The 21,229-nt window shown below is 47.5% G+C and carries 27 protein-coding genes and 2 pseudogenes; 15 read left to right on the plus strand and 14 right to left on the minus strand.

Going from position 1 to position 21,229, the window contains the following annotated elements; translation table 11 throughout:
* Positions 1-5: 5 nt before the first annotated feature.
* From PPHA_RS08415 to PPHA_RS08435, 5 genes are all read left to right on the plus strand, one after another.
* Positions 6-1,451, plus strand: a complete 1,446-nt coding sequence (locus PPHA_RS08415) for an alkaline phosphatase (RefSeq protein ID WP_150085821.1) — start codon at positions 6-8, stop codon at positions 1,449-1,451.
* A gap of 70 nt (positions 1,452-1,521) precedes the next feature.
* On the plus strand, positions 1,522-2,232 hold the full coding sequence (locus PPHA_RS08420; protein WP_012508424.1) for a response regulator transcription factor: 711 nt from the start codon (positions 1,522-1,524) through the stop codon (positions 2,230-2,232).
* Entirely contained in the window at positions 2,222-4,048 is a 1,827-nt protein-coding gene (locus PPHA_RS08425) for a sensor histidine kinase (protein ID WP_012508425.1), read from the plus strand. Before PPHA_RS08420 ends, PPHA_RS08425 begins: the two co-directional genes overlap by 11 nt.
* A gap of 82 nt (positions 4,049-4,130) precedes the next feature.
* Positions 4,131-5,192, plus strand: coding sequence for a glycosyltransferase (locus tag PPHA_RS08430; protein ID WP_012508426.1), 1,062 nt, complete (start codon positions 4,131-4,133; stop codon positions 5,190-5,192).
* 33 nt (positions 5,193-5,225) lie between these two features.
* Positions 5,226-6,422 (plus strand): glycosyltransferase family 2 protein, encoded by a 1,197-nt coding sequence (locus PPHA_RS08435; protein ID WP_012508427.1) that lies wholly within the window; start codon positions 5,226-5,228, stop codon positions 6,420-6,422.
* Positions 6,423-6,428: 6 nt separating this feature from the next.
* On the opposite strand, the gene PPHA_RS08440 is transcribed toward PPHA_RS08435, so the two are convergent.
* Positions 6,429-6,722, minus strand: a complete 294-nt coding sequence (locus tag PPHA_RS08440; protein WP_012508428.1) for a type II toxin-antitoxin system RelE/ParE family toxin — start codon at positions 6,720-6,722, stop codon at positions 6,429-6,431.
* Positions 6,719-6,925: an addiction module protein gene (locus PPHA_RS08445; protein WP_012508429.1), complete on the minus strand. Its 207-nt coding sequence runs from the start codon at positions 6,923-6,925 to the stop codon at positions 6,719-6,721. The genes PPHA_RS08440 and PPHA_RS08445 overlap by 4 nt, the downstream gene beginning before the upstream one ends.
* Positions 6,926-7,249: 324 nt before the next feature.
* Between PPHA_RS08445 and PPHA_RS08455 the strand changes: the two genes are divergently transcribed.
* The 7 genes from PPHA_RS08455 to PPHA_RS08485 all read left to right on the plus strand — a co-directional run bounded on the left by PPHA_RS08455 (position 7,250) and on the right by PPHA_RS08485 (position 12,375).
* Positions 7,250-7,756, plus strand: a complete 507-nt coding sequence (locus PPHA_RS08455; RefSeq protein WP_012508430.1) for a hypothetical protein — start codon at positions 7,250-7,252, stop codon at positions 7,754-7,756.
* 132 nt (positions 7,757-7,888) lie between these two features.
* On the plus strand, positions 7,889-8,113 hold the full coding sequence (locus PPHA_RS08460) for a DUF433 domain-containing protein (RefSeq protein ID WP_012508431.1): 225 nt from the start codon (positions 7,889-7,891) through the stop codon (positions 8,111-8,113).
* Complete coding sequence (locus tag PPHA_RS08465; protein WP_012508432.1) at positions 8,110-8,454, plus strand: DUF5615 family PIN-like protein; 345 nt, start codon at positions 8,110-8,112, stop codon at positions 8,452-8,454. Before PPHA_RS08460 ends, PPHA_RS08465 begins: the two co-directional genes overlap by 4 nt.
* A gap of 94 nt (positions 8,455-8,548) precedes the next feature.
* Positions 8,549-8,716, plus strand: a complete 168-nt coding sequence (locus PPHA_RS08470; protein ID WP_012508433.1) for a hypothetical protein — start codon at positions 8,549-8,551, stop codon at positions 8,714-8,716.
* A 209-nt stretch (positions 8,717-8,925) separates the two neighbouring features.
* On the plus strand, positions 8,926-9,492 hold the full coding sequence (locus PPHA_RS08475; protein ID WP_041526793.1) for a hypothetical protein: 567 nt from the start codon (positions 8,926-8,928) through the stop codon (positions 9,490-9,492).
* A gap of 8 nt (positions 9,493-9,500) precedes the next feature.
* Positions 9,501-11,954, plus strand: a complete 2,454-nt coding sequence (locus PPHA_RS08480; protein ID WP_012508435.1) for a tetratricopeptide repeat protein — start codon at positions 9,501-9,503, stop codon at positions 11,952-11,954.
* Positions 11,955-12,135: 181 nt separating this feature from the next.
* On the plus strand, positions 12,136-12,375 hold the full coding sequence (locus PPHA_RS08485; RefSeq protein WP_223293887.1) for a hypothetical protein: 240 nt from the start codon (positions 12,136-12,138) through the stop codon (positions 12,373-12,375).
* 166 nt (positions 12,376-12,541) lie between these two features.
* Here the strand turns inward: PPHA_RS08485 and PPHA_RS08490 are convergent, their stop codons facing one another.
* The 9 genes and pseudogenes from PPHA_RS08490 to PPHA_RS08530 all read right to left on the minus strand — a co-directional run bounded on the left by PPHA_RS08490 (position 12,542) and on the right by PPHA_RS08530 (position 16,740).
* The gene (locus PPHA_RS08490) at positions 12,542-12,745 is read right to left on the minus strand and encodes a hypothetical protein (RefSeq protein ID WP_012508437.1); all 204 of its coding nucleotides are present in this window, start codon (positions 12,743-12,745) and stop codon (positions 12,542-12,544) included.
* Complete coding sequence (locus PPHA_RS16790) at positions 12,735-13,016, minus strand: BrnT family toxin (protein ID WP_012508438.1); 282 nt, start codon at positions 13,014-13,016, stop codon at positions 12,735-12,737. Before PPHA_RS16790 ends, PPHA_RS08490 begins: the two co-directional genes overlap by 11 nt.
* Before the next feature lie 141 nt (positions 13,017-13,157).
* Entirely contained in the window at positions 13,158-13,385 is a 228-nt protein-coding gene (gene brnA / locus PPHA_RS08500; RefSeq protein ID WP_012508439.1) for a type II toxin-antitoxin system BrnA family antitoxin, read from the minus strand.
* Between the two features lie 49 nt (positions 13,386-13,434).
* The gene (locus tag PPHA_RS08505) at positions 13,435-13,938 is read right to left on the minus strand and encodes a GNAT family N-acetyltransferase (RefSeq protein ID WP_012508440.1); all 504 of its coding nucleotides are present in this window, start codon (positions 13,936-13,938) and stop codon (positions 13,435-13,437) included.
* Positions 13,939-13,944: 6 nt separating this feature from the next.
* Positions 13,945-14,223: a type II toxin-antitoxin system TacA family antitoxin gene (locus PPHA_RS08510; protein WP_012508441.1), complete on the minus strand. Its 279-nt coding sequence runs from the start codon at positions 14,221-14,223 to the stop codon at positions 13,945-13,947.
* A gap of 89 nt (positions 14,224-14,312) precedes the next feature.
* Positions 14,313-15,321 (minus strand): annotated as a pseudogene (locus tag PPHA_RS16550) (ABC transporter permease).
* Positions 15,322-15,578: 257 nt separating this feature from the next.
* Positions 15,579-15,968, minus strand: a complete 390-nt coding sequence (locus PPHA_RS08520; protein WP_012508442.1) for a type II toxin-antitoxin system VapC family toxin — start codon at positions 15,966-15,968, stop codon at positions 15,579-15,581.
* Positions 15,965-16,195 carry a hypothetical protein gene (locus PPHA_RS08525; RefSeq protein WP_012508443.1) on the minus strand — a complete coding sequence of 77 codons (231 nt, stop codon included), beginning with the start codon at positions 16,193-16,195 and terminating at the stop codon, positions 15,965-15,967. The genes PPHA_RS08520 and PPHA_RS08525 overlap by 4 nt, the downstream gene beginning before the upstream one ends.
* A 251-nt stretch (positions 16,196-16,446) precedes the next feature.
* On the minus strand, positions 16,447-16,740 hold the full coding sequence (locus PPHA_RS08530; RefSeq protein ID WP_223293889.1) for a UPF0175 family protein: 294 nt from the start codon (positions 16,738-16,740) through the stop codon (positions 16,447-16,449).
* Between the two features lie 376 nt (positions 16,741-17,116).
* On the opposite strand from PPHA_RS08530, the gene PPHA_RS08535 reads away from it, so the two are divergent.
* Together PPHA_RS08535 and PPHA_RS08540 are read left to right on the plus strand one after the other, a co-directional pair.
* A complete protein-coding gene (locus PPHA_RS08535; protein ID WP_012508445.1) occupies positions 17,117-17,443 on the plus strand; it encodes a type II toxin-antitoxin system RelE/ParE family toxin in 327 nt (108 codons plus the stop codon).
* Positions 17,436-17,762, plus strand: coding sequence for a helix-turn-helix domain-containing protein (locus PPHA_RS08540; protein WP_012508446.1), 327 nt, complete (start codon positions 17,436-17,438; stop codon positions 17,760-17,762). Before PPHA_RS08535 ends, PPHA_RS08540 begins: the two co-directional genes overlap by 8 nt.
* Before the next feature lie 59 nt (positions 17,763-17,821).
* Here PPHA_RS08540 and PPHA_RS08545 read toward each other — a convergent pair.
* Together PPHA_RS08545 and PPHA_RS08550 are read right to left on the minus strand one after the other, a co-directional pair.
* A pseudogene (locus tag PPHA_RS08545) lies at positions 17,822-17,983 on the minus strand (ABC transporter ATP-binding protein); the annotation flags it as partial.
* Positions 17,984-18,089: 106 nt separating this feature from the next.
* Positions 18,090-19,163, minus strand: a complete 1,074-nt coding sequence (locus tag PPHA_RS08550; protein ID WP_012508448.1) for a metallophosphoesterase — start codon at positions 19,161-19,163, stop codon at positions 18,090-18,092.
* Positions 19,164-19,456: 293 nt separating this feature from the next.
* On the opposite strand from PPHA_RS08550, the gene trmH reads away from it, so the two are divergent.
* On the plus strand, positions 19,457-20,095 hold the full coding sequence (gene trmH / locus PPHA_RS08555) for a tRNA (guanosine(18)-2'-O)-methyltransferase TrmH (protein ID WP_012508449.1): 639 nt from the start codon (positions 19,457-19,459) through the stop codon (positions 20,093-20,095).
* 28 nt (positions 20,096-20,123) lie between these two features.
* Here the strand turns inward: trmH and PPHA_RS08560 are convergent, their stop codons facing one another.
* Positions 20,124-21,173: a DUF4332 domain-containing protein gene (locus PPHA_RS08560; protein ID WP_012508450.1), complete on the minus strand. Its 1,050-nt coding sequence runs from the start codon at positions 21,171-21,173 to the stop codon at positions 20,124-20,126.
* Positions 21,174-21,229 lie beyond the last annotated feature (56 nt).

A 21,229-nucleotide genomic window follows, 5' to 3' on the forward strand; every position in this document is an offset into this window, starting at 1 on the left:
ATTGCATGGTATGCACAAGGCTAAAAATTGTACTGCTGCTGATCGTCACGGTATCGGTTTCGGCCTGTTATTTTGCACTCCAGACTCTGCAGGCAGCTCCAAAGGGAAATGCCGCAGTCCCTCGCTATATCTTTCTTTTCATAGGAGATGGCATGGGAGCTGCACAGGTGGAACTCTCCAGCGCACTGCTTCATGACGCTCAATCCTTCACCATGACCTCTCTCCCCGTACTCGGCATGGCAACCACCCATGCTGCAGACCGCTTTATTACCGATTCCGCAGCGGCTGGTACAGCGCTTGCAACCGGCTGGAAAACCACCGTCGGTACCATTTCCATGGAAGGGAACCACCTCGATACGCTAAGAACCATTGCTGAAATGGCAAAAGCGAAGGGGATGAAAGTTGGTATTGTCTCAAGTGTCGGAATTGATGACGCAACCCCGGCATGTTTCTATGCCCACAATGCCACACGTAAAAACGTATACGATATTGCCGTCCAGATGGCTTCAAGCGGATTCGACTACTTCGGAGGAGGGTACAGTGTCGGGAACTTTCCTGAAAACCAGGCAAAAACCAAAGTATTCAGGGGAGATATAGCCGATCTCATGCACTCTTCTCACTATGTTATCGCCCGTAACACAACTGAACTCAAGGCTGTAAAGCCGGGAACACCCTGCTGGGCATACACCGATTATGATGCCAAAGGTGCACTGAGCTTTGCCATGGATCGCCGTAACGAAGAGATTGATCTTGCAGAGTTTACCCGTGAGGGTATCCGGTTGCTCTACAACCCCAAAGGATTTTTCATGATGGTTGAAGGCGGCAAAATCGACTGGGCCTGCCATGCAAACGATGCCACTGCCGCAGCACACGATATCAAAGCGTTTGAAAAAGCCATAGGAGAGGCGTTTGCTTTTTACCAGCGTCATCCCGGAGAAACACTTCTTGTCGTCACTGCCGATCACGAATGCGGTGGACTTACGCTTGGCCGGAGAGCAAACGGATACGAAACCCGTCTTGACCTTCTGCACCACCAGAATGTTTCGCAACAGCGATTTTCTGAAAAAGTCTCTGCATGGAAGAAGCAGGGCGCCGTTACCTTTCCCATGGCCCTCGACAGTGTCAAAGTCTATTTTGGACCAGGAAATGTGGAGGCCGACTCATCGCTCGCCCTCTCTGAGGCTGATCGCAACATGCTGCAGGAGGCCTACACGGCGACCATGAGAGCTGATTTTTCTGGAACACAACATATTGATGCGTTCACTCCCGCAGTATCAGCTTTACTGAACAATCGGGCTGGAATTGGATGGAACAGCAACGCTCATACCGCAGTCCCGGTTCAGGTGTTCGCCATTGGCCGGGGCGCTGAGGCTTTCACGGGCTTTTACGACAATACCGATATTGCAAATAAAATCATGCAGATCGCAAAGCTGAAGAGGCCTGCGAGATAGAACGCTCTCATTCACTGAAACTCTCTCCCCGTTCCGGGCTCATGCAAAAGAGTTTACTAATGCAAATACCATGCAGGAACCATTGATTCTTGTTGTTGAAGATGATCCAAATCTTGCAAAATTGCTGGAATACAATCTCAACAGGGCTGGCTATAAATCTCATCTTTCCGGCACAGCCGAAGATGCTCTTGAGCAACTGTCACGAAAAAGCTTTGACCTGGTGCTTCTTGACGTCATGCTGCCGGGAATGGACGGTTTCGAGCTCTGCCGGATCATCCGACAGCATCAACTCTACAAGGATCTTCCAATCATCATGGTGACGGCCAAAGGTGAAGAGATAGATCGAATCCTTGGCTTTGAGCTCGGCATTGACGACTATGTTGTAAAACCCTTCAGCCCCCGTGAACTGAACCTTCGTATACGGGCAATCCTTAAGCGGGATCGCCGTCAAGGAGGTAAAATAGAAGAGCTGCTCAAAGCCGGAGATCTTGAAATCGATCTGGTACGGCACATCGTGACGCTTGATGGCAAGGAGCTGGTGGTCACCCTTATGGAGTTCAAACTTCTGGTTGCGCTCCTCAAAAGAAAGGGCGAAGCGCAATCAAGGGAGAGGCTGCTCAGCGATGTCTGGGATGTCGACAAAAGTATCAACACCAGAACCATCGACACACACATTACGAGAATCCGCGAAAAGCTTGGCGAAACTGGCCGTATGATTAAAACGGTGCGGGGACTTGGTTATAAATTTGAGGAAAAAGAGAGTGACGATCATGCTGAATAAGCTCTCTGTAAAGCTCGCTCTTGTTATCGGAATGATTGTTTTTTGTTCTGTTGTCGTCAGCTATCTCACCGCCAGGCATCAGGTAACGGAGAGTGTGGTCATGGCAACAAAACAAGGGCTCTACAGAGATCTTCTGCTCAACAAAGAGATGATTGAGCAGAAACCTCGACAATGGCAGACAAGCGAACAGGTTAACATCTGGGCAAAACAGGTTGCGCGTACACTTGAGGTCAGGGTAACCCTGATTGATCTTGATGGAATGGTTATTTCCGACTCCTCCCTCCCGCCGAGCAAGATTGCCTTGATGGAAAACCACAAGGAGAGACCGGAAGTCAAGAACGCACTTGAAAATGGTTACGGCGAAAATACCCGATACAGTCAGACAGTGAAAGAGTACCAGCTCTATATGGCCGTTCCCGTCGGATTGCCGAAACCTTACGCCATTCTTCGATTCAGCAAGCCACTCTACGATATCGGTTTTTTCGATACCGGAATTCGACAGGAAATAACGCCGAGCCTCTTTCTGGCTCTTTTTTTATCCCTTATCGCAGGTTTTCTTGCAGCGTTTTTTCTTGCCCGTCCGATCCGAACTCTTGCATTCACCGCTCAGAAACGGATTCATGGCGACATTTCAGGCTCCATAACACTCCATCGCAAAGATGAAACAGGAGTGATTGCACGCGCACTGAATGTCATGACGGATGAAATCAGAAAACTACAACACCGCGAAGAGTGGCTCAGGGCTGTTTTTTCCGGTATCCGTGAGGCTATCATTGTCACTGATGCGACCGGTGATATCACTATGGTCAATCCTGCAGCTTCAAGAATGTTCCGCATTAATGGCTCCATGTTCAAGCCACGCCCACTCAGCCACCTGTCAGACAGCAAGCTTCAGGAGCTTTTTGCAAGGGTTCACAGCACCCGAGTCACCTTGCACAAGGAAGAGTTATCGCTCATGACCACAAAAGGAGCCCGCATAATGCAGATCAGCTCCATGCCGCTCACAAAAGAGGAGTTGTTCACAGGAACGGTGTTTGTTCTGAACGACATCACCAAACTTCGTAACCTTGAAAAAATACGACGGGATTTCGTGGCCAGTGTTTCACACGAGTTGCGTACGCCGCTCACCGTCATTACAGGCTACACCGAGACACTGCTTGACGGGGCCATGCATGAGCCCGAACACGCGACTGCTTTCCTGCAAACTATTTTGCTGGCAACCGAACAGCTCACCGCACTTGTCAATGATGTGCTCGACCTCTCCAGAATTGAGTCGGGACAAATTGAATATACCTTCAGTGCGGTCGATCTGAAACGTATGGTTCAAAAATCGGTTGACCTTCTGAAACCCGCACTTGATAAAAAGCAGATCCGCCTCGACATCCATATCCCCGATGGGCTGCCAACGGTTTATGCCGATCCCCGCTATCTCGACATTGTTGTCCGCAATCTCCTCGACAACGCCATCAAATATGTTGATGACCAGAATGGAAAAATCAGAATTACAGCCTTCAAAAGTGACGACCACCTCCGGCTGGAAATCGAAGATAACGGAATCGGTATAGCAAAATCCGATCTTGGACGGATCTTTGAGCGCTTCTACCGTGTCGACAAGGCACGATCACGAGAGCGTGGAGGAACAGGTCTCGGACTTGCTATTGTCAAACATATCGTTATGGCACACAAAGGCAACATCGATGTACGATCGAGGGTTAACCTTGGCTCGGTGTTCACTCTGATGTTGAGGACTGAATGGGTGGATGAGGAGGGCTCTCCATTAAAACAGAATCCTCAGACAACTCAGGATCCTCTATGATCTCTTTTCCGTGAAACTTTTGTACCTTTCATGATAGGTTTTGTTCATAGCGCCATCAGGAACAGCATAAGTGAACCGCAGCATGAGAGAAACGTCTTGGGATATTGACTGCGTTATCATCGGAGTCAACTGCGAAAAAACAATTGAACGCTGTCTCCGCTCAATTCTCGCGAGCAGCTACCCTGGCCATCTTTTGCACATCTACTATTGTGACGGAGGTTCAACCGATTCGAGTATTGCCATTGCTCGTCGTTTTGCCCAGGTAAGGGTATTTGAACTGAATGCTGAATACCCGACTCCCGGAGCCGGACGAAATCAGGGCTGGAAAAACAGTAGCTCCCCCTTTGTTCAGTTTTTGGATTCCGATACCATTCTTGACAGCCTGTGGCTGAGCAAAGCCGCTGAAGCGATGAACGACAACCGCATCGGTGCGGTTTTTGGCCTGCGTCAGGAGATTCATCCGGAACGCTCCGTTTATAACTGGATTGGCAACCTTGAATGGAATGGACCTGCAGGAGAATCTGACTGCTTTGGAGGTGATGTTTGCATCCGCCGTTCCGCCCTTGAAAAAACAGACGGCTATGATGAAACCCTTGTCGGCGGAGAAGACCCTGAACTGAGCCGGCGGATTATCCGGGCCGGGTGGCACCTTATCCGCCTCAATGCTCCAATGACGATGCATGACCTGGCCATGACAACCGTAAAACAGTACATGCGCCGCTCATTTCGATCAGGCTATGCCTATGGGGCAGTAAGAAGCCGTGAAGCCGCAGTGAAAAGCAGCTTCTGGAAATATGACTTCCAGAAAATAGTCATTAAATCCGGCGGTTTTTTCTGTAGTACGGCTCTTTCCCTGTTGCTCATGCTATCCCCGCTACCAGTCATCGTAAAAATAGCAGCCCTGTTTTTACCTCTCATCGGACTAAGCCTGCTGCTTTCACCCCGGCTCTTCAAAGTAGAGAAGTTCATGCAGGAACACCACCTGAACAACAAAGAGGCAAAAATATATGGCTGGCACTGTTCAATGGTAGTTCTTCCCCAGTTTTTCGGAATCATTCGTTTTTATGTCGGGAAACTTTTCAATAAACCCCTTAAAAACAAGCGCCGCAATCTCAAAACAGCTCTTTCAACTGCCGGAAGCTGATCAATTTTATCTACCAAAACGGGAGAGTGCAACATGATAATCGCAGAACTCATTCTGAAAGGCATGCTTGTCGTTCTGGCTCTTCCAGCCGCTTATCTGCTGCTGAGCACGGTTGCTGCATACTTTTTTAAAAAAGAGAGCTCCCAGGAAAACCGCTTTCTCAATATCGGGGTACTGATTCCTGCCCATAACGAAGAAAATGGAATTGCCCAGGCCGTTACCGATGTCCTTGCCTCCAATTATCCGACCGAGAAGATCACCATCTTCGTTGTTGCCGACAATTGCACTGACCGCACCGCCGAAAAAGCCCGTCAAGCTGGTGCACTTGTTTTCGAGCGTTTCGACGAGGTCAGCAGGGGAAAAGGCCAGGCTCTCGACTGGTTCCTGAAAAACTGCAAAGAGAGTTATCGCCATACCGATGCCATCACCGTTATCGACGCCGATGTTTCTGCCGACAGCAATTACCTTCGTGAAATCAGCGCATCTCTCAGCCAGCCCGGCATTCAGGTCATCCAGGGATACAATGGTGTCGGCAACCCGGAGGCAGGATGGCGACCAGCCTTGATTGATGCGGCATTTAACGTCTTCAACCATCTGCGCATGGCCGGATCGGTAAAATTATCGGGAACTGCCGGACTGAAAGGCATTGGCATGGCGTTCCGTACCGAACTGCTTGCACGATACGGATGGCCCTGCCACTCGATTGTTGAAGATATGGAGTTCACCTTTCTCCTGCTTGAAGATGGTATCAGCGTGCACTACAACCCTGATGCCATTGTGCGCAGCGAGATGGTCACCGCTGGCAAAAATGCCTCAACCCAGAGAAGCCGCTGGGAGGGCGGACGATTCATGCTTGTACGGAAGATGAGCGCTCCCCTGTTCAGACTTTTTGCCACAACAAAGGATCGTCGCTACCTCTTTGCTCTTGCCGAACTCACCGTTCCGCCGCTCTCACTGCTGGTCATCCTCTTCAGCCTTGCCACGGCAGGCGCCTTTCTGCTGCTCAAGGGTGGCTGGCTCCTGCTCGCCCTCTCCTTCTGGCTGATCCTGCTCTTCTACGTTGCCTCAGGGCAGATCCAGCGCCATGCGCCACTCTCAACCTGGTTCTATCTTGCGGCCGCGCCAATCTATATCCTGTGGAAAATACCGCTCTACGCAGCAATGCTGCTCAAGAAAGGCAGCTCGGAATGGGTCAGGACAGCAAGAGAGTCGGAACAGAAGAAGAGCTGAGCCTGATTACGTCCGATCAATCCAATAATCAGGTTTTCGGTGCTGATGTGCAACCGCCACGACAACGATATGTTCTTTTTCAATAGAATAAAGCAAGTTATACGGGAACTTATGAATCAGATATTTTCTGATATCACCTCGCACCACAGGCCATGCTTCAGGGTATTCAGCAATTCTTGATATCGCCTTTTTTACCTCTTCCTTGAAGCTATGACCAAGACCAATGAATTCCATGTCATAAAAATGCGTTGCATCATCCAGTTCATGCTTCGCATATCTTAAAAAAACAACCTTTTTCATCTCGTCATGAACACTTCATCCAAAGAAATGCCTTCAATCCGTCCCTCCCTGTAAGCCTTGAGACGATTCTCTGCCTCTTCAGCCCATAGTTCATCGATCTTTGCATCAGGCTCGTCAAGACTTCGCAATAACCCATCAATAATCATCAGCCGATCTACCGGCTTGAGGGTCAGCGCCTGCTCAAGTATCTCTTTATTACCCATAAACGCCCTCCTGCTTTTTCAGCAATGGTTTATTATCTTCTTCTTCACATGGAGCGATGCTCATGATATCGCCCTTAACGTGCTTTAAAGAAAAGTTAACGAGTTTAGCGAACTTAACCCACTACAAAATTTTCCAGAGTTGCCTTTACCAAGGTGGTAACCAACCAAGTCCGCAAGCAAGGAAGAACAAATATTTTTCCGTAAAACAGGGACAACCGGTTGCTTCAAAAGCAAAAAGATGTCTCCTTCGGGAATACTTGATATTTTTTTACATCCCGAAAGATAGCGGGAAACAACAGGCGCTTCAATGACAACGACAGACACATGAAAAAGTTATCCGCAAAAGGAGTGAAATGGCTGAAAGGGTTTCACCTCATTGCCGTTGCATCCTGGATTGGCGGCGCTGTTTCCCTGCTGGCGCTTTACTTCCTGAAAATCGGCGTAGAGGATGGCGGCGTCCTGTACGGAATAAACAAGAGTATTCATCATGTTGACATGAACATTGTGGTCATTCCGGGAGCTGTCGGAAGTCTGCTGACCGGATTGCTCTACTCCCTGTTCAGCAACTGGGGATTCTTCAAGCACAACTGGCTCACCTTCAAATGGATTGTAACGGTCACCGCCATTGTGTTCGGAACCTTTTTTCTCGGCCCTTGGGAAACAGCCATGATGGAGATCTCCGGCAAAATCGGCATTGCATCGTTGACTGATTCCGCCTACCTCTACAATCAGCAGATGAATCTGATGTTCGGCACTTTGCAGGTTCTGGTGCTGATCATCACCGTTTTTGTCTCCATCCTCAAGCCATGGAAATCAAAAAAGCAGGCATAAACAAGCGGGCAACTCCAGATTCGGCTCCCTTGCAATATTCATAGGCTTTTTTAGAACGCATATTTTACGCTTCTTTATCCCATTCAAGTCGTTTTTCATTACATTGCGAGTAGAACACAAAATTTCAGAACTATGACTGACTGGCAAAAACGGATCACGATTAACCCCGAACAATGTGGTGGAAGACCATGTATTCGGGGATTGCGTATAAGGGTAATTGATATCCTTGACCTGCTGGCGGCTGGTCTCAGCTCTGAAGAAATTCTGGATGAACTACCCGATCTCGAAAAAGATGATATTCAGGCTGCGCTGAAATATGCAAGCCGCAAACTCGATCATCCTGTCATTGCGGCATGATCATCTGGATTGATGCACAACTATCCCCCTCTATTGCTGCATGGATCAACCGCAGCTATCCGAATATTCAGGCACAATCACTGAGGTCTCTCGATCTTCAGCGAGCGGATGATCTTGCCATATTTGATGCCGCAAAACATACCGAAGCAGTGATCAAGAGTAAAGATTCGGATTTCCTGAAACTTGTCGATCAGTTCGGCACGCCGCCTCAAATCATCTGGATCACTTGTGGTAACACCTCGAACAACAGAATGAGAGCTGTTCTTGAAAAATCTCTTGAAAAGGCTGTGGAATTGATACGTTCAGGCGAGCCGATCGTGGAAATCGGTGACAAAGCCTGAATTATTGATTAATAAATGTTCGTATTTCAAATAGAATGTAACGGTAACAGCAATTCTTTTTGGCCCTTTTTTCTCGGGCCTTGGGGAAACAGCAATGATGAAAATCTCCGGCAAGATCGGTATAGCATCGTTAACTGATCAGGCTTACCTGTACAATCAGCAGATGAACCTGATGTTCGGTACCTCGCAGGTAATGGTGCTGATGATCATGGTATTTGTGTCCACCCTCAAACTCTGGAAATCAAAAAAACAGGCACATTGAACGATTGGCAAAACAGGATCACGATTAATCCAGAGCAATGTGGCGGAAAAGCGTATGGTCAGCACAAATCCATCCTTTAACCGACGCCAACCGATTTTCATAAAACCCATCGCTCACAATAAATCCCTGAAATACTGATATAAATGCCGATAAATCCCGGCATAGCAGGTTTTCAAGAGCTATATTCAATCAAAGATGAATGGAATACCATGAAAACAATAAAAATCTTCCTCGCCTCATCAAATGAGCTGAAACGTGATCGTGAGCAGTTTGAAATCGAGATCAACCGCAAAAACAAGGCATGGCATAAAAAAGGCATTTTCCTGCATCTTGAAATCTGGGAAGACCTCTCTTCCAGAATGTCAAGCACACGGTCACAGGACGAGTATAACAAGAAGATAAAAGAGTCCGATATTTTTGTACTCCTTGCCTGCAACAAAGTCGGGATGTACACCGCCGAAGAGTTTGATACCGCTTTCGGAGCATTCAAGGCAACCAGCAAGCCATTTATTTTCACCTGGTTCAAAAATCCAACGACCTCAACAGAACCAAGCCTGCAGGAATTCAAAGAGAAACTTGCTGCGCTGGGGCACTTTTATTCAACCTACACCAACAGTGACGATCTCTGGAACCAGTTCAACAAGGAGCTTGAAAGACTTGAACTGGCAGAATTCAAGAAAAATGAATTTATAAACGCTATCATCGTGAATAATCAGGGAGCTGACATCAAGAATCAATTCAACGGGGGCACATTCAATAACCCGATTTTTAGATAAAAAAACTCATGACTGATATCAAAAATCAATTCAATGGCGGGACATTTAATGATCCGAAATTTATCTATGGTGGTAAGACGATCAATAAATACCTCGGGACAATACCCTTCATTCCGCAAGTTTTCCAAGGGCGAGAAGAAGACCTTGAAGCCATTCACGACAAACTCTTCAATGGCAACAATCTGCTGCTGCTGGTCAATGGAGAGGGCGGAATCGGCAAAACAACCCTGGCATCAAAGTACTATCAGACATATCATGAAGAGTACGCTCATTTAGCCTGGGTTTTCGCTGAAAAAAGTCTGCATGATGCCATTCTCACCCTTGCATATCCTTTGCAGGTTACCTTCTCCGAGAGAATGACGGAAGAGGAGCGGCTTCAGACGCTGCTTTGCGAAATGGCAGAACTGAAAAAGCCCTGCCTGCTGGTAATTGATAACGCCAACAGCCTTGATGATCTTGCATCGCATTGCCACGCGCTCAATGCCTGCTCTAATTTTCATCTTCTGCTTACGACGCGAATCACTGAGTTTGAACATGCAGAGATACATGCAATCAAGCCGCTTGATGAAAAAAATGCCATAACGCTTTTTGCAAGACTTTACCCAAACCATAATCGTAAAGAGGATAACCTGCTTCAGAATATTTTGGAGGCGGTCGGCTACAACACGCTCGTTATCGAACTGCTTGCAAAAAATCTTGGCAACTTCAATAACAAGCTTCGCCAGCGATATACGCTAAGCGATTTGCTCAGTGACCTGCAAAAAAAGGGGCTGTTCGGGCTGAGCCAGAGTGGCTCCGTCAGCATTGCCTATCACGGTGACGGGCTTGGCCTGCGCAAGGAGAAGCCGGAAGCTATTCTTGCGGCAATGTACGACCTCAGCGACCTTGAAGAGACTGAAAAAACGATACTCTCGGTTTTTGCAGTGCTACCGGCTGAACCAATAGGCTTTACAACACTTGAAGAGCTGCTTCCCGGTTTCGACAATCTCGATATCACCCTGCTGAACCTGGCAAAAAAAGGATGGCTCGAATTTAATAGCACAACCAACAGCTTCAAGTGCAACCCTGTTGTGCAGGAAGTTACTCGAATCCAAAATAAGGATGAGCTTTTTGAGGATTGCGAAGTGCTGATCACCACGCTCGCCGAAAAGCTTGAGTATGAACCCGGAACTGGCCATTTGCCAAATATCAGCTATGACAACGGAACCCTTTATACGAGATACGCTGAAAGCGCATATCATTATACTGCATTATTACGCAAAAAAGAAATAACAAGCCCATTGTTGGAGCGCATCGGGAATTTTTATAAAACAACAGGCAATCTCGACAAAGCACTGACTTTCTTTGACGAACGATCCCGTTTAGGTAAAGAACTCTATGAGGCTTATCCGCAAAATGTCTCCTTCAAAAATGGGCTCGCCATTTCGTATGAAAAACTCGGCGATACTCACTCCGCTCTCGGCAATCTCGACAAAGCACTGACTTTCTTTGACGATGAAACCCGATTATTTGAAGAGCTCTATGAGGCTTATCCGCAAAATGTCTCCTTCAAAAATGGGCTCGCCATTTCGTATGAAAAACTCGGCGATACTCACTCCGCTCTCGGCAATCTCGACAAAGCACTGACTTTCTTTGACGAACGATCCCGTTTAGGTAAAGAGCTCTATGAGGCTTATCCGCAAAATGTCTCCTTCAAAAATGGGCTCGCCATTTCGTATTCTAAACTCGGCGAAACTCACTCCGCTCTCGGCAATCTCGACAAAGCACTGACTTTCTTTGACGATGAAACCCGATTATTTGAAGAGCTCTATGAGGCTTATCCGCAAAATGTCTCCTTCAAAAATGGGCTCGCCATTTCGTATGAAAAACTCGGCGATACTCACTCCGCTCTCGGCAATCTCGACAAAGCACTGACTTTCTTTGACGAACGATCCCGTTTAGGTAAAGAGCTCTATGAGGCTTATCCGCAAAATGTCTCCTTCAAAAATGGGCTCGCCATTTCGTATTCTAAACTCGGCGAAACTCACTCCGCTCTCGGCAATCTCGACAAAGCACTGACTTTCTTTGACGAACGATCCCGTTTAGGTAAAGAGCTCTATGAGGCTTATCCGCAAAATGTCTCCTTCAAAAATGGGCTCGCCATTTCGTATGAAAAACTCGGCGATACTCACTCCGCTCTCGGCAATCTCGACAAAGCACTGACTTTCTTTGACGAACGATCCCGTTTAGGTAAAGAACTCTATGAGGCTTATCCGCAAAATGTCTCCTTCAAAAATGGGCTCGCCATTTCGTATGTGAAGTTAGGCGTTTTCAACCGCGATGAACGCAGCGATGCAGCAAAAGCTCGCCGGTACTTTGAGCAGGCAGAGGCGTTATGGGCTGAACTGGTGAAAAGTTATCCCTCTTATGCTGAATTTCAACGGAACTGGTCATGGATAAAGGATAACCTGCACAACTTGTAAGTCAAGAGGTAGCCGTTAAAAGGCGGGATTGATAACATATATTTTTACCTTTCTTTGGTTGGCACGAGTGGAAATTGATGGGCGTTGCACCATGCTGAAGCGTATGACCAGCACAGGGCGCAGTGCAAACCAACATTCACCAAACCTGACGGATTGCTGTTTGTCAATCAAGACAATGGAGATGACGATTTTGCAAAGTTATGAAGCCATCTATGAGCATGGGGCTATCACATGGTTGGGAGAGAAACCGTCGGTCAATCAGGCGCACGTTATTGTAACGATTCTTGACGTGACTGAGACAGCCACAGCTCCATTACGAACAAACAGACAACCCTCACCCCTTATAGCAGGAAAAGGGAGTGTTCTGGCAGACCTGACCGCGCCGGTATCACCTGCAGATGAGTGGAACTGCCTCTCATGATCGTGCTCGACACCCACATCAGGGTTAACTGGATTGTTAACGTCTTCTAAAAATTAAACGGCTCACCCCGGACGGCCACCTTGCGGTACCGGTTCACGGCAAACCTCACCATCACTGCGGTGTAGCCAGTGGTGGATTAATAGCACTTGATGGTGATGAAAAATAGTCAGGAACTCTTCTGTTCATACCTTTTGACAATCGGAAGAAGTGAGCGCAATGCCTCATTGACAGAGTCATGGTCAGGGAAATATTTGGCCACATCAGTATCAATAACAACGACATTGGTTCCCTCGGAAAATCTCGCTGTATACTTGCCCCTTACGCCTTTGCTGAAATCATACTCATCCAGCAGGTCAGGATCATTCTGCATGACTTTCATACTGTAACCTCTCGTTTTTCGTCGCCTTTCTGGCACTGATTATTCGAAGTATATCTCCCCGCTCCGTATGAACGACAGTTAATATACGGTTTTTATGAGATCTCCCAATGACCACAAACCGATCCTCATTTTCAGAATGAAGGGGGTCGTGGAGTGTCAGTGAAAGAGTGTCTCCAAAAACTGTACTGGCCTCATCGAAAGAAATTCCATGTTTTTGTTCATTGCTGAACGCCTTTTGACTATTCCACTCAAACGATAGCATGTTTGGCCATTTTTTTATTTATGCTCTTGCCTCCAATCACGAGATTAAGCTTTCCAGGCTCCTCTCCCTGTACAGAAGAAAGGGCCCAAAATTCTTTATATCAAATGACTTGATCATTGGATTAATCCACCGTATAGAAGTTCACGCCTTCTGTTGTTGAAGACGTTCTCCGAGCCAAACTTTAATCACAGACTGACGCGATACGCCAAGACAGGTTGCCTCTTTATCGAGTGAGTCAATCATCCTGACAGGGAAATCAACATCCACCCTTTTGTGCTGTTGTTTTATCCTTTTCGCCTTGCTCAGGTCAAGGAAATTGGTGATATCTGCACCATCATCAAATTGCTTGTCAAATTCCTCTGTTTTCATGGATCGTTAACTCCTCGGGACGAAATCTCCTTACTGCAATTATGAGAAGCTACTCACCAATCATCCGACGAATATCTTTGAGTAACAGAAACATATGATATGGGTCGGTCGGTGAGGGGATAAAATCAAAATGCGCATAAAATTCCTGCGCAGCCTCATCTTTGGCGTGGACAGCGAAGGCTCGGATACCTGCAATATCAGCGGCTTGCATAGTTCGTCGCATTGCGTCTTTCAAAAGGCCAGCGCCAATCCCGCGCTTCTGCCATTTGTTGCTCACAGCCAGACGTGCCAGCAACATGATTGGAACCGGATGTCGCGCGACTCCCCTGATGAGGCGTTGTGGCGAATCTTCATAATTTACCTGACCAACGGCAAGTGTATAGAAGCCGACAATCGAAAGGTCTGCCAGCCCGACATAGGTTTGCGATGAACAAGCCTGTTGATTGACCAGAGCATAGCGAACAAGGAACCGGTTTAGTTCCTTGCTGCCGCAATCAAAATCTGCTCTATCATGATCACTGCGTGGCTTTTCAATGGAGAAGCGCGTTGACATAAAGCGTTACTTTTCGAAAATACTCTGCTCCTGAAAAAGCTTCTTGAGCCTTGGCAACTCGCGTGGAGAGGCATCAAGCGCTGCTATAAATGCCGTCCATTGCGTTACATCAAGGCTAAAAGAACGGCGATCGGCCAACGTCTCTTCTGCACGAGAAAGAGCGCTCTCCAGCACAAATTCACTTAATGTGCGATTTGAAGCAATTGCAGCGCTGCGTAACACCTGCTTGGCCTGCTGTGACAGGCGAAGATCAAGTTTTTCGGTTTTGGCAGCTTGTGTTGTCATGAAAAAATCTCTTTTGTTTTCAATTCACAAGGCAATATAACAGAAATGCCCGACATTGTCGTGACAAATAACATTGCAGAGAATACCCCTCACGCGGCCACCTTCCGGTAGCGGTTCACTGCCAGTGCAACCATCACAGCGGCATAGGCGACGAGCCAGAACAGTTGCACACGGATCTCCATTAATCCTGACCCTTTGAGCATGACGCGGCGCATGATATCGACGAAGTGACGGACGGGGTTGACGAGGGTCATGGTCTGGGCCCAATGGGGCATGCTTTCAATGGCGGTAAAGAGACCGCTCATCAGGGTGAAGATAACCATGAAGAACCAGGCAACGAACATGGCCTGCTGCTGGGTTTTGGTGATGGTGGAGATGAGGAGCCCCATACCAAGCACGACGAGCATGTAGATGGCTGAGACGAGGTAGATGAGCCAGTAACTGCCGAGCATGGGGACGTGAAAGATGAGGCGGGCAATCAGCAGGCCGATGCTCATTTCAGCAAGGCCGATAATCCAGAACGGAAGCAGTTTACCGGTGATGAACTGATAGCATGAGAATGAGCGCCATCAGCCCCGGCACAAAAAGATAGACACTTTTGAGCGAAGGATTAAACATCATGAGGGGCACCGCCTCAACGCCCACCTCTGCCGACCCGAATGCCGCGTTCCGATACTCCTGCAGCACCGACGCCGTGTAACCGATGATGATTTTCGAGACATTGGGGTTTGACCCATCAGTAATCACCGAAACGGTTCCCCTCCCATCCCGAATCATGCGCGCCGCGAAGCCCGGTTCAAAGACAATCGCCTCGGCAATGCTCCCTTCAGAGAATGCGTGCTCAATTTCTTGTGTGGAGTGCAGCTCCTTTGCCATGACAAAATAGCCTGACGAGGCGAGCTTGTCGGTAATATCACGGGTAACCGCATCGTGCGACTGGTCATAGATCCCGAGATTGACCTCCTGAATTTCGTTGCGGATGGCAAAGCCAAAGAGGAGCAACTGGATAAGCGGCATCCCGAAAAGAATAGCCGCCGTTCTGCGGTCACGAAAAATGTGGTAAAACTCCTTGAGCACAAAGCCCCTGAAACTCTGCATTCCCTTCACTCCGTTAGTATCCTCGTACACCAGCCAGTTTTCTCAGGGTTCAATGGTGTGATAAAGGTGATCAGTTTTCGGGGTGATCGAAGAGGCATGGCATTACATTTCAAAATTTCTCAGTGAGTCACGTCAGAATAATCGAGCGCTCTTCTGTTCAGGCCTTTTCACTATCGGAAAAAGTTACCGTAATGCCTCGTTGACAGAGTCGTGATCAGGAACATATTTGAGCCTGCTTGACCATTTTTTATTTCCCGCTATAGCAACCTGTTCTCCAGCTCTACATAACCGCTGAATTTTCGATCAGAGGACATAAGACTCGCATTATGCACGAGAGCTGTTGCAATGATTATTCTATCCTGAGGATCACTGTGGTGCTCAGACAACTCAACCGCTGTACAGGAAATTTCAGGAGTAACGGGTAGCAATTTTATACCTGATCCATCAAGCGCTTTTTCAAACCAATCACTTTTTCCAGCAGGTAAAGCAATACGTCCGTGATGCTCCAACCAAGCCACTTCAAAACAGCTTATTGCCGATACAGCGACGATATCAGCATTTTCGATCTGTTCGATTCGACACTGAGCAAGATTACCAGTATCCCTGTTCACCCACCAAAGCCATATATGAGTATCAAGAACAATCATTCAGGCAAATCCCAATTTGAGCAAGGCACGCTGCTCATGATATCGCCTTTAATGACAACCTTTCCTGCTATATCAGGATGTGGCACTCGACGAAGGGCTTCCGTAGAAACAGCATTCTCTGAAATAACCAGAAAAATAGCCTCAAGCTTTTTATTGGGGGGGAGTTTCGGCACTCGCTTCAGTTTACCCATCATATCGGTCTCCAATATCAATCGTTCTGCATACATAGCTTTCAATCAAATAAGCCGTTACGTTGAATAACACACATCAAATACCAGCAATATTTTGCTTTCACAAAAAAATAAAAAGTTTGGCAAACTTAACCCTTACAAAAATTTACCAAAGCCTCCTTTTTTCAAACAGATGTGCAATCGAGGATGGTAACGCCTCTTTCAAGTAAAAAAACGACAATCTACGACTCGACCCGTTTGGCTTGAAGCAGCAAGAGCAATCAAGGCGGAAGCATCTGCGACAAGAATCATGATTGAGAAAAGCCATTGAGTTCTTCAAGCAACTCATCTCGCGTACTATCGATGACAGGTTGTCGATTGGTTTTGCAGATACTCATAAAATCATAAATATTGCAACCCGCCAACTCCGCCGCCTTACCCAGCGTAACCCTTCCTTGCTGATAGAGCCAGAGAGCATAGGAGATTCGAATTTCTTGCCGAATGTCGGGCACTGCCTGAAATGCAACAAAATCATTGGGTAAATCAACGGCTATTTGCATAAGATACCCTCTTCTTTGTGATAAAGTTGATACAAAAATCATAACAAACGTGCCTTCACTTCGTACCGTTCCTTGCTCTGCTTTCGGAATACTTTTATTCCACTCACATTTTATTTCATTCTGCGTATAACATCATTTAATGTACTGTTTATTTGATTCATTGATTTGTTATAGCCGCTCCAGTCCATCGATTGCGATCGGGATGGCTGCGAAGCAGGCTGGTATGACGAACTTGAGGTACTCGATATCAAGCAACAGGTTACTCTTATCCTTTATATTGAATCATCCGTTATCAGCGACCTCACCACGAGAGCGAGCCACGATATTGTGACTGTTGCACGTCAGGCAATAATGCTCGGCTGGTGGCAAGGAAAAGAAATAATTTCTGAATTGTTACCATCTTTGGTAACTTCGCACTATGGCTTATCGAATTGACTATTTTCACCCTCGGATACTGAAAGAGATTGAGGGTTGGCCGGAGTCGATCAAGACTGATTACGCACGCATTGTTGAATTGCTTATGGATTACGGCCATGATTTGCGTATGCCCTGTTCACGGGCAATGGGAAATGGCTTGTTTGAGATTCGGCCCAAGGGAAAGGATGGCATTGGAAGAGCACTCTACTGTTTTCAGACAGGAGAGCTAATCATTATCCCGCACGCATTTATCAAGAAATCGCAAGCGACGCCACGAAAAGAGATGGTGCTCGCGCTTAAAAGAATGAAGGAGGTAATCAATGGATGATCTCAAATACCAGCCTGTGGAGCACAATCACGAAGAATTTCTCCGCAAGGCAATGGTAAATAAAGAATTTAAAGCGGGGTATGAGGCTCTTGGACCGAAGTATGCCCTGATACGGGAACTCCTTGCCGCCCGCCAGCGCTCAGGCATGACGCAAGAAGCTGTTGCTCTGAAAATAGGCACGTCAAAAAGTGCCATCTCCAGACTGGAATCCGGCAGCAAGCATACCCCCTCTGTTGCCACGCTGAGGAAATACGCCGATGCAGTTGGCTGCGAACTGGAAATCAAACTGATCAAAAAAAAGGAACCGCAAAAGATCTGAGTTGCTCCTTAAAGTGCCATTTATTCCATTCTTCCAGGTCGGGCAAGCTGTATAAAGACTTCGTAGATCATCTCCCAGAAGCGGCGCATTGTAACGGGATCGACACCGCCGGTGGGCTCGTCAAGAAAGACGATTTTCGGTTCGTGCAGTATGGCGACAGAAAAAGCGAGCTTCTGTTTCCAGCCGAGGGGAAGCGATGCAAGGCGCACATCGGCAACCGACACCACAGTTTGAGCATTTCAATGATGCTGTTCTGGATGGTCTCAAGCTGTTTTGAGGAAACGGCCCCCTCATCCAGAAGCCTCCGGTAGCGCTCATCATCACGCTTCAGGCCAGAAGCCGAATGCGGGAAAAGACATAATCGAGTGAGTCTTCGTTCAGAACTACCCGCGAAAAACCGGTCGAAGCAAGCTCCATTGGCCTGTTATCCCTGTCGCTGATGAACTTGCGGCCCTGCTTGCCGTTGTACCAGTATACCAGCCTGATTTTGTTTCCTTCGATTTCAAGTGCCGTAATACCCCGTTTTCCAATGGCACAGCCGGAATTAAAAATACTTGGAATGGTGATATTGTTGTACAGACCACTCCGGAGACCAATTTTCTTACCCTGTTTGTAGCTGGCGTCAAGCTCAATTTTCAACGCTGCAATTTTGCGCTCGATAAGCATGCGTTTTGTACTATCCGCCGAAGGGTATGCCCGGCAGAGTTCCTCAATTCTGAAGTTCAGAAAATCCACTTTTGAGAGTGATTCAAACAGGGGGCGGTGGGTGTGACCTATGATGGAGACAATTTTTGCCTGGTTTGAGAACTCGTAAATCGATTTTTCGATGGCAAATCGTCTGGTACTGTTATAGGCAGTGGAAAAATTTCTTATGCCGACAGGTTTGGCGATATAGCGAATAAAAAGGACAATGGCCCGACTGACCATTGGGTAGGTTTCCCATAATAGCACCGACGCCTGGTGGCCATGAAAAAGCAGAAGTGTTTCATTTCCATAATGAAATTTCAGCGATTCAACCATCGATGAAGCGAGGCGATATTCTTTCTCATCAAGCAGTTCAGCATCATGGTTCCCGTAGGTTTTCCAGAAGAAGCCATTCTGCCCAAACTTGAGAAAAAGATCGTAGAAATCACCCCACTCCGATACTATGCTTTCGAGTGAAAACTTGAACAGCTCTTCCACATCACCATTAAGAACAAGACTGTATTTTTCTGGTAAATAATAACTCCCGAGCATGGTTTTAACCAGTTCGGCATTCCGCCTGAACTCATCGCGCCTGCCACCATTGCCCATGTGCAGGTCGCTGAGAATCAGAACTTTCGAGGAGTTATCAAGGCTGACAGAACTTGCTTTTTTAAGCAGATGCTCAAGATGGGGATGCTTCTTATTATGAAGACTCATAGTTCGTACAACCGTTCTTCCCGGTCCAGAGTAGTTGTCATTCCGGCGCAGAGACTCATGACTGATATAGTTAAAAAAAGTTACCCCCGCAAGATTGAACCAGGCAATTCAGGGCTTACAACGCAAACGGCCTTGGGGATGCAGATGGTGAATATAATCTCCCCTTTCGATAGCAATTGAAAAAAAAGAGAAAATTAGCTTTCTTGTGCTCTCTGCAAATCATTGCACTCTGGCTCATCAATCTTTGACTTGACATCTTGATCTCTCCCGAACGATTCCGCAAAATCCGTTACATGCTGCTACATCGCCAGCCTGATCTGACGGTTATCATGGATAACGTCAACAAGGCGCATAACCTGTCGGCAATTATACGCAGTTGTGATGGTGTCGGGATCGACGAAATCCATGCTGTTTCATACCGTAAATCTATCTATGCCAAACAGAATGCTGCTGCTGGTGCAAGCAAGTGGCTGACGCTAACCCTCCATCCTGATATTGCATCGGCTTACAGAAAGGTATCGGCTTGCGGTATGCAAATCCTTGTCGCAACCGGCAAAGAGGGGTCACGGGATTTCAGGGCGATCGATTATACGGTTCCAACGGCTCTTGTAATGGGAGCAGAATGGGATGGTATATCAGAAGAGGCGATTAAGGGGGCAGATCATGCCATTACGGTGCCCATGTTTGGTATGGTGGAATCATTGAATGTTTCTGTAGCAACAGCGGTCATTTTGTTTGAAGCACAGCGACAGCGGGCCGAAAAAGGGATGTATAAACGACAGCAGCTTGAAGAGAATTGCTTTGAACGGATGCTCTTTGAGCACGCCTACCCCCGTCTGAGCCGTGAGTTCAGGGAAAAGGAGTGTGCCTATCCACGACTTGATGCTGATGGCAGGATTTGCTCAAACGAGCAGAAAAATGCCGGGCAGTGAAGAGATCACAAGCCCGGCACGTTCATTCTCAGTACATGACGATGCGGGGCAGTTTTTTTGCCTGACCGATCCACGCTTTGAGCTGATCTATTGAAGGAAGCTGTTGAACCATTTTCTTCTGTTTGTTGACCTCCTGCATTTTCGCATGAAGATTCAACGGATTACGCTGTGCCAGCTCGGGAACCGTATCAACGCCGGAAGCTTCGAGCAATTCAGACCAGGAAAATCCAACCCCCTTAATTCTTGCCAGATCAGCACGGTTGATCAATGTAAGAACATCGTTCTCACCAAGGCCGGTTGCACCCGAAAGCTCCTTTCGACCGTTTCTGTCGCGCCCTCTTTCAAGGAGATTTTCAAAACTCTTCACGCCAGCCTTGACCAGCTTCAAGGCATGTTCTTCTTTTATACCTTCGAGAGATGCAACATCAACGGCCTCTGGTGGCTGCACGGCTGGGGCTGAAACAGCAACAACCGGCTGAACTACCGTGGAGGAGACTTTCAGCATCACCGGCTCAAGTGTTGCAGGAAGCTGGTGAGAGAGTGGCGCCTCAAACAGAGCCATGAGCTCTTCCCTGAAAGGAATCATTTGCGATGCTGAAGTCAAAACAAGCTGCAGGGCAGCGCCAACAGACTCCAGAAGATCTCCCGGGAGTTCCTTTCCGTTCATCTCTCCCCTTGCTATCCTTCCAGCAAGATTTTGAACACCGGGCACAATCTTTGCCGCAACATCCCATCCCATGACGGCGCCATAGGCGAACAGGGCAAGAGGATTGCCAAACAGCATTCTGCGCACCTCTTCAGGGCGGGAGAGCAGCTTCAGGGTACCCTCTTTTTCAATGGTCGCCTGACAGGCAAGACGTCCGCCACTCTGAATCTGTCGCTCAGACAAAAAGGCATTTTCAATCTCCGTAAGCGGAGAGAGACACTCACCCCCTTCCTGTACCGTGACATAGCAGGCCTGGCAAACACCATGCCCACCACATACGTAGCCAACATGGCTGTGATTGAGCCGCGCAACCTTTCCAAGTGTCTGACCGGGCACAGCCTGACAGGAGAGATCATTAATAGTGAGATTCATGATTGTATTGTTAATTAATAGATTAGTTAATAGAGAACAGACGAAATCAATTCACT

This window comes from Pelodictyon phaeoclathratiforme BU-1 (assembly GCF_000020645.1).
Classification (GTDB): domain Bacteria; phylum Bacteroidota; class Chlorobiia; order Chlorobiales; family Chlorobiaceae; genus Chlorobium; species Chlorobium phaeoclathratiforme.